The sequence below is a fragment of the Shewanella sp. MF08487 genome (assembly GCF_050848685.1).
Classification (GTDB): Bacteria; Pseudomonadota; Gammaproteobacteria; order Enterobacterales; family Shewanellaceae; genus Shewanella; species Shewanella glacialipiscicola.
This window is the reverse complement of record NZ_JBOZPB010000011.1, coordinates 76,677-88,187: the sequence shown is the minus strand read 5'-3', so window position 1 is coordinate 88,187 and position 11,511 is coordinate 76,677. Positions and strand designations below refer to the sequence as shown.

Here is an 11,511-nt window from a genome sequence, read left to right as displayed (position 1 = left end):
TTTACTTCAGTGACTCAAGCTCTTCCCATCGCTCGAAGCAAACTTCCAACTGCTTTTCTTTATCTGCTAATTGGCTTAGCACTTGATTCACTTTATCTTGCGTCTGGCTATAGAAGTTTGCGTGACCAATGGTGATTTGTAGCGCGAGGATATCCGCTTCTAGCTGCTCCATCATACTGGGTAATGACTCTAACTCACGCTGTAACTTATATGACAATTTTTTTACTGTTTGAACTGGCTCAGCAAGTTTTACTTCTACTGGTTTTGTTTCAACCGCAGGTGCTTCGACCGCCTTTTGTGCACTAGGTTCCTCAGAATAAAATTTTGCTCCTTGGTTCACCGCATCTTGGTAACCACCCACATACTCGCTCCAATGGCCATTACCCGCATACCACCAACTACTGGTGACTGTATTGTCGATAAATGCCCTATCATGGCTCACCAATAAAAGCGTGCCTTGATACTCAGTCAGCAGCGACTCTAACAATTCTAGGGTCTCAATATCAAGATCGTTGGTTGGTTCGTCGAGTATGATTAAGTTTGCAGGACGAATGAGTAGCTTAGCCAGTAACAGACGGTTCTTCTCGCCACCCGATAACGCTTTAACTGGCGTTCGCGCGCGCATTGGTGAGAACAAGAAGTCCTGTAAGTAACTTAAAATATGACGGTCTTGACCGTTAATCGTGATGGTCTTTTTACCTTCACCGACGTTTTCCTCAACCGTTTGTTCAGGATCTAACGCCTCACGATATTGGTCGAAATAAGCAATATCTAACTTAGTTCCGACTTTAATCTCGCCCGATTGTGGTTGTAACTTCTCAATTAACAGTTTAATCAGCGTCGATTTACCACAGCCGTTCGGGCCAATCAGCGCGATACGGTCACCACGGATCACTGTGGTATTGAAATTCTTAACTAGGTTTTTGTCCGGTAAATTGAAATTTAGATCTTTAACATCAAACACTAACTTACCTGAACGCTCAGTATCCGACACCGCCATTTTAGCGTTACCTTGGCGATTCAAACGCTCACTGCGTTCGTCACGTAGGGCTTTAAGCGCGCGCACTCGACCTTCGTTACGGGTACGGCGAGCTTTAACACCTTGACGGATCCATACTTCTTCATCGGCTAGGCGTTTGTCAAATAAGGCATTTTTTTCAGCTTCGACACGTAGCCATTCTTGCTTACCATCAAGATAAGCTTGATAGTTGCCCGGCCATGATGTCACGACGCCACGGTCTAAATCGACAATACGCGTCGCCATACGAGCAATAAAGCCCCTATCATGGCTGATAAACACAATAGCACCTTGATAATCAAGTAAAAACTTTTCAAGCCACTCAATGGTATCTATGTCTAAATGGTTAGTCGGCTCATCGAGTAACAGCAAATCAGGCTCGCTGACCAATGCTCTTGCTAAGGCCACTTTACGTTGCCAACCACCCGATAACTCACTTAATAATTTGTCGGGATCTAGACTTAATAACTCACAATTTTGTTGAATACGTGAATCTAATTGCCAACCGTTGTAGTGATCTAACGTCTCTTGCAGGCCTTGCATCTCATTGAGCATACGATCCATTTGCTCAGGCGAAGCATGGGCAACATCGTGAGACAGTTGATGATATCGCTCAAGCGCATGCCCGACTTCTTTTAAGCCCGCAGCAATATAAGCATACACAGAACCTTGCTCGGCTTTTGGGGGATCCTGCTGTAGGCGGCTAACTGTAACATTACCAGCGATGTTAAATTCACCTTCATCCAGCAACACATCACCAGACAACACCTTTAATAAACTCGACTTGCCAGCACCATTACGGCCAACAATACACACGCGCTCGCCGCGTTGAATAGTAAAATCCGCTTTTTGTAATAACGGAGTGTAACCATAGGCTAAAGAGCCACTATTGATACGAACCAGACTCAAACTAAGCTCCTGTAAACTCTTGTAATTGCGTTGCATTAAATGGCCAATATAACTCGTTATCGTCCCTGGCTCTCAGCACAGGAATCGATACGCCATAACGCTGCGCGAGGTATGCATCATCACATATATCGATGGCATGATAGTTAATCTCGGCCGCGTCTAGTAACGCCGCAGCCAGCTCACACAGATGGCAACCGTCTGTGTGATATAGCAGATAAGGCCTGTTATCTAACTCTGTTTGAGTCAGCTCAGGCATGGGTTAGCAACCACGTGTTATGAATATGCGGGTTGCGTTTGTAATCCATCGGTAACGTGATGTCATCAATGTTAGTCACCTTGATATTCATCTTTGTCAGTGTCTCTATGTCCATTTTAAACTTGCGTTTATTGTTCGAGAACACTAACTCACCTGTTGGACTAAGCAGTTTGACTAAAGATGCCAGCAAGTTCACATGGTCGCGCTGTACATCAAAGGAGTCTTCCATCCGTTTAGAGTTAGAAAACGTCGGCGGATCGATAAAAATTAGATCGTACTGTTCACGGCAATCTCTAATCCACTGCATGCAATCAGACTGCACAAACTCATATTGTTTGCCTTGCAAACCATTGAGTGCAAAGTTGTCCTTTGCCCACGCGATATAGGTATTAGACATATCGACGGTCGTTACTGATTTGGCACCGCCAAGCGCGGCATGCACAGAAGCAGAACCGGTATAAGAAAACAAATTCAGTACGCGGCGACCCTTAGATTTTTGCCCCACTAAACGACGGGTTAAGCGGTGATCGAGAAATAATCCTGTATCCAAATAACCGGTTAAGTTCAATTTGAACTTAGCACCATATTCAGTGGTGATAAGCTCTAACTTACGCTCATCCAGCTTTTGATACTGACTCGTGCCCTTTTGACGCTCACGGGTCTTCATAATCATCTTGTTCGGATTGATACCAATGGCCGACGGCAGTGCTAACAATACATCGCTTAAACGACGCTTGGTTACGGCTTCAGGTATGGTCGCTGGCGCCATATATTCTTGAATAATCACGTAATCTAAGTATTTATCTACTGCGACGTTATATTCAGGAATATCAGCATCATAAATACGATAGCTATCGATACCTTCTTTTTGGGCCCATTTTTCTAATAGCTTGGCATTCTTTTTAATGCGGTTAGCAAACGCAGGAGCGATATCGGCAATGTCAACGCCATCGGGTAGCACTGGCGTGTCGCGACGAGTGCTGTTGGCATGCAAGGTATAGATGTTAAACACGCATTCTAAGGCGCCGTTGAACATCTTCATCTGTTTATCAGCTTTAAGCTTGAGTGATGAAATCAGTTCAATATCGCTACATAGCATGGCCACTTTCCAGCCGCCAAACTCTTTTTTAAACTTGTCACCGAGCTGATAGTAAAGCTGCAATAACTCAGACACATTACCTAAACGCTCACCATAAGGTGGGTTAGTGATCAAATAGCCGCTTTCCGCAGGCGGCTTTATCGTCAACGCATCAGCAACTTGAAACTCGATTAACTCCAGCACGCCAGCATTCTCAGCGTTACGTTTGGCAACGCCAATTAAATGCGCATCGATATCTGAGCCATAAAATTTAATGTCACAACGTTCAAGGCCTACTGAAGCACGTGCTTTGGCTTCTTCAACAACCTCTTGCCACATAGTTTTATCATGGCGACGCCAGTGTTCAAAACCAAAACGACTACGTTGCAAACCTGGGGCAATATCCGCTGCCATTAACGCCGCTTCAATTAGCACAGTTCCGCTACCACAAAAAGGATCGAGTAACGTCGAAGGCGCTGCTTGCCAGCCACTTCGTACTAGCATATTGGCAGCTAAATTTTCCTTCAATGGTGCTTCACCCGTAGTTGAACGATAACCACGTTGATGTAACGATGGGCCGGAAAAGTTTATCGCGATGGTGATTACGCCATTACGGAAATGTGCATCAATCTTAAAGTCAGCGTCGACGCGCGACACGTTTGGACGTTCGATATCATCGTCACGAAAACGGTCAACCACCGCATCCTTAATCTTTAAAGCGCCAAACTGGGTATTATTGATAAAGCCACCCGTACCGTGAAAATCGATACTAAAAGTGCATTTATTCGAAAAATGTGCAGGCCAGTCAACACAATAGGCTGCGTTATAGAGTTGCTCTGCCGACTCGCAGCTACCTTTATAGATAACCAACACAATACGGCTGGCTAAGCGTGTCCATAAAGTAATACGATACGCTAAAGCTAAAGGGGCGGTGAAATACACACCTGCAACACTCTCTTTTACTTCAGTCGCACCAAATTCTATCAGCTCTTGGGCTAAGCTATATTCAAAGCCCTTAGGGGCGGCAGCAAAAAAATTAAGCATGGGATATCAGTACGCAGTCAAAATCAAAGCGACATTATACCTGCTCGGATACATAAAAGATAAACAGTTATTAACCAATGCCCCATTTAGTCACTGTCTTGGTCTAAGATCATCAGCGAAAAATCGCCAACTTATGTTGAAATCGTATAAAAGCCCCCCACCTCGCTTTATATTTAAGCGTTCACCACCTTTTTTCAATCTTCGTCCTTGCATTGCCAGCGCTCTGCCGTTATAGTCTGCCCCGCTTTGAAGACGGACGCGGGATGGAGCAGCATGGTAGCTCGTCGGGCTCATAACCCGAAGGTCGTAGGTTCAAATCCTGCTCCCGCAACCATTTAAAAGCAAATAGTGAAGTAATACAGATAGATATCGGACGCGGGATGGAGCAGTATGGTAGCTCGTCGGGCTCATAACCCGAAGGTCGTCGGTTCAAATCCGGCTCCCGCAACCACTTTCTATATGTGTTTATAATGAGAAACAGCTTATCGGGCTCAACCCTTTATAAACAACAGGCGAAGGTAGCAGGTTTAAATCCAGCTTCCGTAACCCAATTCTTAGATGACAGAATTAAAACAGTAATCAACAGGAACAATCGGACGCGGGATGGAGCAGTATGGTAGCTCGTCGGGCTCATAACCCGAAGGTCGTCGGTTCAAATCCGGCTCCCGCAACCAATTCTTAGATAACAGAATTAAAACAGTAATCAACAGCAACAATCGGACGCGGGATGGAGCAGTATGGTAGCTCGTCGGGCTCATAACCCGAAGGTCGTCGGTTCAAATCCGGCTCCCGCAACCAATCTCTTGATAGAAGAGTCAATCAACCAGCATAAGCTGGTTTTTTTGTACCTGAGATCCGTAGAGAAGCTGGCTAAAGCAATATGCTAACTCATCGGGCTCAACTCTTCATAAACAACAGGCGAAGGTCGTCGGTTCAAATCCGGCTCCCGCAACCAATCTCTTCATAGAAGAGTCAATCAACCAGTATAAGCTGGTTTTTTTGTACCTGAGATCAGTAGGGAATGCAGACTAAAGCAATGCAATATGCTAGCTCAACGCTTTATTATTTGACTCGCCGCGATTAGCAATATACATAACGCTCAAATACAAGCCCCATTGCACTCACCTTCCACCAGCCAATATCTAGAAACATAGCAGCCGTGTCATATTAATATTTACCTATTGAAGTAGAGGTATTTTTTGGATATCAAATTGACCATGAAACTAATTTTAGGCAGCTGCATCAAATTAAATTGAGAGCCAAACCTTCCGACCAATATCGCTACGTTTATGTTGAAACATCAGGTAAATAAAAACCCGCTCAAGATCAGATCTTGGCGGGCTTAGACGATCAGCATTATCACTACTTTGAATTAGCCGCTTTAATCATTTTACTTTAACGATATCAAGTGACTATATTATTTAATGCTTAGAGCGGCAGTCGTCCATTAAATGACAGTGCTAACGTAGTGCTATCCACATATTCAAGCTCGCCCCCCACTGGTACGCCATGGGCAATGCGACTAATTATAACTTTGTGGCGTCTAGCCATATCAGCAATAAAATGCGCTGTTGCCTCGCCTTCTACCGTCGGATTCGTCGCCAAAATCAACTCGGCAACATCACCCGAAGCCAAGTGGCGCTCAAGTAACGCTAAACCTAGCTCTTCTGGTCCCACACCATCGAGTGGCGATAAATGACCTAAAAGAACAAAGTAGCGACCAGTGAAATGTCCACCAGCCTCAATGGCTAACACATCTGCCGGCGTTTCCACCACACAAATGGTGGCGGACATTCCGCGTTTATGGCTAGCACAGATAGGACAGAGGGTTTCTTCAGTGTAGGTTCGGCAAGACTGACAATGACCGACGTCACTCATCGCACTGGACAGCGCACTGGCTAATTTAAGCCCTGCTTTTCGGTCGCGCTCGAGTAACTGAAACGCCATACGTTGCGCCGATTTAGGCCCAACCCCAGGTAAACAACGCAGGGACTGAATTAACTCATCTAACAGTGGACTAAATTTCATCGGCTATCTCAATTAAAATGGCATTTTCATGCCTGGTGGTAATTGCATGCCACCAGTGACTTCGGCCATTTTAGTTTTTTGGTTTTCTTCGATTCGACGAGCAGCGTCATTACAAGCCGCAGCAATCAAATCTTCCAGCATTTCTTTGTCGTCTTCCATCAGGCTTGAGTCGATTTCAACTTTACGCACTGTGTGCGCGCCAGTCATGGTGACTTTCACCAAACCTGCACCAGATTCACCCACCATTTCCATACGGGCGATTTCTTCCTGCACTTTGGCCATTTTTTCTTGCATCATCTGGGCCTGTTTCATCAGATTGCCCATACCGCCTTTTCCAAACATAGTCTTTTCTCTTCTATTAGGGTTAGTCGCAAGCATTAACGCGGCTAATCTTACTTAAATAAATGGGATTGGCAATCAATGCCGTTATCTTGTTAATAAACTTATGATCTCGATGCCGAGTTTCTCAGCAGCATCACTATAAATATGCACTTTGCGCTCAAATTTAAACCACAAGGTTACAAATTAACGACGAACATTTTACCCAAGGGCTCATCAATACTGGTTAACTCGCCGCCTCAGTTAACTCAGGTAACGCTTGTATTTGCTGACTGCGTAAATTCAACAACTCGGGCGGATACACTAAACTGTCGGCATTGAGTTCGGCGCCCATACGTTGGATCAACCATTGCACATTCTCATCATGGATCAGTGATTGATGTGCCTGTTGCAGCAACTCTTGATGGAAACGCTTACGTAACTCTAAGGGCGTTTCCCGCTGCGCATCGATTCCTATGACCACTTGTACCCGTCTTGGGTTCCCGAGCACAGCACTTAATGCCTGCTCAAGCTGCACGATGGCACCATCGGCAGCAAGATGCTTCTGATTCGGTTTGAGCAATAATAGCAAAGGTTCGCTCTGTGTTTGGCAAACTGAATTGACAGCAAGTTGCCGCACTCGACCGCCGATATCTAGACTCGCCATTAGCTTATACCAATGTAAATCGAGTGGATGGCCGCTTATCGGCAAAGTCGTATTGAGCGCACCTTCCACTGCATGCGAGGTATGAGTAAGTACAGCCGTACTCGTCAGTGTTACCGCAGAGGCTGGGACTTGCGATTCATCTTGATGCTTTTTTGTTTGAGTCTGAAGCATTGCTGACGTTGGAGTCGTTTCCAACGGCTGTCCGATGTGCAGCCCTGCACTGCCATCTCGCACATTATTTGATGCATGATTGATTAAATGAGTCGTATCTAAAGACGTTTGAGCATAATCAGTCTGAACACTATTCATAGCAGCGCTATTAATATCGACACTGTTCATAGCAGCAGTATTCGTGTCAGCACTGTCTACACAAGTACTATCAACTTGAGTCGTTGTGAGGTTATCAGTTGCTGGCGCAGCTTCCCAAGGTGGACGATCATAGGTGGAGGTAGCTTTGATAAGTTCTGCAGCGACTAATCCAGCTGAACTTGTAATCGAAGGCGCCGCTTGGTGAACAGCGATAGGCTCAAGATCTAAGTCAAAATCATCACCAAAATCTAGATCGGAAGCTAAATGGGAGTTTACGTCAGATTCAGATGTAGGAGCGGTAGATAATGCCGCACTTGCATGACTGGCCCCAATTTTAGAGCTAGGTTTAGGTAACGTTACACCCGCAGGTTTATTGCTTGGCACCTTTAATTTTGAGTCCTGTGACGACTTTTTTTCATCACCGTCCTTAGCACTTAGAGCATCAAGATCTGATAACAGTGAATCCCGCGCCGCTAATACTGCCGAGAGAATATCATCATCCGCTAAAGGTACGCAGGTTGGTATTGGTGCCGAAGTAGACTCTTGGGCCACTGCAGCTAACTGATGGTCAACTGAACCTTGCACGCCCACTGCGCTTTGAATATAAGCTGTGTTTTGAGTACTATCTGCGTGTTGAACCTCATCAGGCTCAGCTTGAGGCTCAAAGCTGTGATTAAAGTCATCGTCATTATAAAAGCCTGACGAGAATCCAACGTAAGCATCTTGATAGGAATCGAGCGGCGCAGATTCTTGAGCATAATCCACTATTAGTGAAGATGAATGCTCAATGCCATTATCCTCAGTAGCAGTGGCAGGCATTATGGTTGGAACACAAGAATCATGGATTGGTGCAAAAGCGCCTAGCGCTGACGATAATGCGTGAGGCTCTGCCTTCATATTGGCGCTGTCAGCATTAAATCCCTGACTCTGGGCCTGACTTAAAATAACCGCCTGCTCGGTAATTAATGCCGCATCCGCGTCAAACTCTGCTGACTCCCACTCGTCATTGGCATCATCGATTACCATTTCCTGAACACTTCTTACCGCATCAGCGCCCTTAGGTGTTACAGCGAGGGGACTTTCAGCTGAAGGGATTTTAAGAGACGTTTCAGCTTGATGACTCGCTGCGGTTTGCTCAATTAACGCTGTTTTTTTTTCAGCCGTTGGTTGCTCTTGCGCTACCGCTTGCGGCGTAATTGATGTCTGTCTTTCGGGTAACATGACCTCGGCAACAACATCAGGCTGCCAACGTTTTACCGGTTTTTCTGGTACAAAAGCAACAGCACGTAATAGCGCCATCTCAAGCCCCGATTTAGGATCCGGTGCATGGGGTAAGTCTTTGCGGCCCGTTAATAAAATCTGATAATAAAGCTGCACTTGTTCCGGCTTAAGCTGCTCGGCAAAGGCGCGAATTTGTGCGCTATACAAGGATTGCTGCGCGCAAGCGGGGGCAAATTGGGTCAAGGTAATTTGATGTAACAACTCAAGTAAACTGCGTAGCACTTCTTGGGCATCTGCGCCGTACGCGAGCACTTGGGCACAGGTATGCATTAACACACCAATATCGGCATCGGTTAAAGCTTTAAGTAAAGCAACCACATGCTGCTCATCAATACTGCCTAGCATGGTTTGCACTTGGCCAAGCATCACATGACCGCCACCAAAGGCGATGGCTTGATCTGTCAAACTCAAGGCATCACGCATACTGCCATTGGCGGCTTTAGCCAGCAGTTTTAGGGCTTCAGCATCAAAGGGAAACTGCTCTTGGGTCAAGATATGATTCAGCTGAGTGCCAATTTCAGCTTGGGTCAGGCTTTTTAAATTGAACTGCAAACAACGAGATAACACAGTTACGGGCAGTTTCTGTGGATCGGTGGTCGCCAGAAGAAATTTAACGTGTTCAGGAGGTTCTTCTAAGGTTTTGAGCAGTGCATTAAAGCTACTACGCGACAGCATGTGCACTTCGTCGATAAGATAAACCTTAAAACGGCCACGAGTCGGACGATACTGCACATTGTCGAGTAGCTCACGGGTATCATCTACCTTAGTCCGAGATGCGGCATCGACTTCAATCAAATCGACAAAACGGCCTTGGGCGATTTCCACGCAGCTGCCGCAAACACCACAGGGGGTCGCTGTTACGCCTTGCTCGCAATTTAAGCCTTTGGCAAAGAGTCGCGCCAAGCTGGTTTTACCAACACCGCGCGTTCCCGTAAACAGGTAAGCATGATGTAAGCGCTGCTGGCTTAACGCATTGGTCAAAGCTTGCAAAACATGGCTTTGGCCAACCATTTGATCAAATGTGGCAGGGCGCCATTTTCTGGCTAACACCTGATATGACATGGGACTCCCCAGAGTATGTGATACAAAAGCGGGAGCATGCGCCCCAAGAACGTTGAAAGATAACATGTCACGATTTGACATGCCATCAAACTATCCCAAGGCGCCTGTAGCTGCAGATTTATTCGCCTTCAAACTCGCAAAGTTTAACCAACTCAAGCCCTAATGCGGTTAAACGTGCTTCACCGCCTAAATCGGGTAACGAGATAACAAAAGCGGCATGTTTCACTTCACCGCCCAGTTGGCGAATGAGTTTCACTGTCGCTTCGATAGTACCGCCAGTGGCGAGTAAATCGTCAACCACCAGCACTTTGTCATTAGCATTAATCGCATCGGTATGAATTTCTAGACTATCGTGACCATATTCCAACTCATAACTTTGGCTAATGGTTGCACGCGGTAGTTTACCGGGCTTACGCACTGGCACAAAACCCACACCCAATTCTAATGCTAGCGGCGCACCAAAGAAGAAACCACGGGCTTCGGTACCCACAATTTTGGTAAAACCTTGGCCACGATAATGTTCCACTAGCAAGTCGATAGTCGCTTTATAGGCTGCTGGGTTTTCAAGCAAACTGGTGACATCGCGAAATAAAATCCCTTCCTTAGGATAATTAGGAATTGTTTTAATGCTTTGTTTTATCAAGGATAAGGTTTCTGTATTCATAGCCATCATATTTACTTAATAAGTTACTTAATCAATTCACCAACCCATGGATCGGCGGTATAAAACAAAACGTCCACACTAGGTGGACGTTTTGTCGAAAGTCAGACAAAGTTTATGCCGCTTTAGTTTTAGTTGCAACAATCACAACGCACAAGTGATGTAAAGGTTATCAATTTGTGCCTTAGATCAAACCCTGTCGGCACAGTGTTAAATCTCCTCAACCATGACGCGGCAAAAATTATTGGCAACAAATTGAATCCATCGTATCGTTCAATCATCCCTCTATTTCAGGGATCTCTTTGAGATACCAGAGTAAGACGAGTGCCATCACGAGCAGCAAACCTTTTACCCAAAGGATAGGCACCACAACAATGCTGACACTAAAACTGAGTGCGCTAACTATCATGGCTTTGCGTTTCAATCCCTTACGCATTGCTCGCTGCTCTTGCCACTGGGTTAAGGCATCGGCAAACCAAGGATGTGTCATCAACCAATAGTGTAAACGTTCACTCGAGCGGGCAAAGCAGAAGGCTGCAAGCAAGATAAACGGCACGGTCGGCAGCAAAGGCAGCACTATACCGAGTAAACCAAGGGCTAATGCGATTAATCCCAACAGTAAAAATAACCCGCGTTTTATAGCCATAATATTAAAAATACACCATTAAAAATAAAGCCACTCAAAGAGTGGCTAATACTATACAAATTTAGCATTAATGTTGGATTAAACTAAACCAAAATGCTTTAACCACATCAAACTCGCAGGTAGCGTGGGTAGCAACAATACTAAAATAAAACCAGCAAAGTACATAAAGTTAAATGGGTCTTTAAATGGCTCGCTACTCATTACAGCTCCTCGAGTATGGGGATAAAGTATAAA

General features: G+C 45.4%; 9 protein-coding genes and 4 tRNA genes. 4 read left to right on the top strand and 9 right to left on the bottom strand.

Features of this window, described 5'->3' with window-relative positions:
- Position 1 precedes the first annotated feature (1 nt).
- The 3 genes from ACRN9H_RS09925 to rlmKL are packed head-to-tail and all read right to left on the bottom strand — an operon-like array spanning position 2 to position 4,305.
- Entirely contained in the window at positions 2-1,927 is a 1,926-nt protein-coding gene (locus ACRN9H_RS09925; protein ID WP_432313517.1) for an ABC transporter ATP-binding protein, read from the bottom strand.
- Position 1,928: 1 nt separating this feature from the next.
- On the bottom strand, positions 1,929-2,183 hold the full coding sequence (locus ACRN9H_RS09920) for a glutaredoxin family protein (RefSeq protein WP_432313516.1): 255 nt from the start codon (positions 2,181-2,183) through the stop codon (positions 1,929-1,931).
- Positions 2,176-4,305 (bottom strand): bifunctional 23S rRNA (guanine(2069)-N(7))-methyltransferase RlmK/23S rRNA (guanine(2445)-N(2))-methyltransferase RlmL, encoded by a 2,130-nt coding sequence (rlmKL, locus tag ACRN9H_RS09915; protein ID WP_432313515.1) that lies wholly within the window; start codon positions 4,303-4,305, stop codon positions 2,176-2,178. Before rlmKL ends, ACRN9H_RS09920 begins: the two co-directional genes overlap by 8 nt.
- Before the next feature lie 257 nt (positions 4,306-4,562).
- On the opposite strand from rlmKL, the gene ACRN9H_RS09910 reads away from it, so the two are divergent.
- The 4 genes from ACRN9H_RS09910 to ACRN9H_RS09895 all read left to right on the top strand — a co-directional run bounded on the left by ACRN9H_RS09910 (position 4,563) and on the right by ACRN9H_RS09895 (position 5,103).
- Positions 4,563-4,639 (top strand) — tRNA-Met (locus ACRN9H_RS09910).
- Positions 4,640-4,679: 40 nt separating this feature from the next.
- Positions 4,680-4,756, top strand: a tRNA-Met gene (locus tag ACRN9H_RS09905).
- A 146-nt stretch (positions 4,757-4,902) separates the two neighbouring features.
- Positions 4,903-4,979 (top strand) — tRNA-Met (locus tag ACRN9H_RS09900).
- Positions 4,980-5,026: 47 nt separating this feature from the next.
- Positions 5,027-5,103 (top strand) — tRNA-Met (locus tag ACRN9H_RS09895).
- Between the two features lie 630 nt (positions 5,104-5,733).
- Here ACRN9H_RS09895 and recR read toward each other — a convergent pair.
- The 6 genes from recR to ACRN9H_RS09865 form a co-directional block, all read right to left on the bottom strand.
- The gene (gene recR, locus ACRN9H_RS09890) at positions 5,734-6,333 is read right to left on the bottom strand and encodes a recombination mediator RecR (RefSeq protein WP_432313514.1); all 600 of its coding nucleotides are present in this window, start codon (positions 6,331-6,333) and stop codon (positions 5,734-5,736) included.
- Between the two features lie 12 nt (positions 6,334-6,345).
- Positions 6,346-6,675: a YbaB/EbfC family nucleoid-associated protein gene (locus ACRN9H_RS09885; protein WP_432313513.1), complete on the bottom strand. Its 330-nt coding sequence runs from the start codon at positions 6,673-6,675 to the stop codon at positions 6,346-6,348.
- 223 nt (positions 6,676-6,898) lie between these two features.
- Positions 6,899-10,051 (bottom strand): DNA polymerase III subunit gamma/tau, encoded by a 3,153-nt coding sequence (dnaX, locus tag ACRN9H_RS09880; RefSeq protein ID WP_432313512.1) that lies wholly within the window; start codon positions 10,049-10,051, stop codon positions 6,899-6,901.
- Positions 10,052-10,088: 37 nt separating this feature from the next.
- Positions 10,089-10,640, bottom strand: coding sequence for an adenine phosphoribosyltransferase (gene apt, locus ACRN9H_RS09875; protein WP_432313511.1), 552 nt, complete (start codon positions 10,638-10,640; stop codon positions 10,089-10,091).
- Between the two features lie 268 nt (positions 10,641-10,908).
- Positions 10,909-11,277: a YbaN family protein gene (locus tag ACRN9H_RS09870; RefSeq protein ID WP_432313510.1), complete on the bottom strand. Its 369-nt coding sequence runs from the start codon at positions 11,275-11,277 to the stop codon at positions 10,909-10,911.
- A 78-nt stretch (positions 11,278-11,355) separates the two neighbouring features.
- A complete protein-coding gene (locus ACRN9H_RS09865; protein ID WP_432313509.1) occupies positions 11,356-11,478 on the bottom strand; it encodes a hypothetical protein in 123 nt (40 codons plus the stop codon).
- Positions 11,479-11,511: the final 33 nt, after the last annotated feature.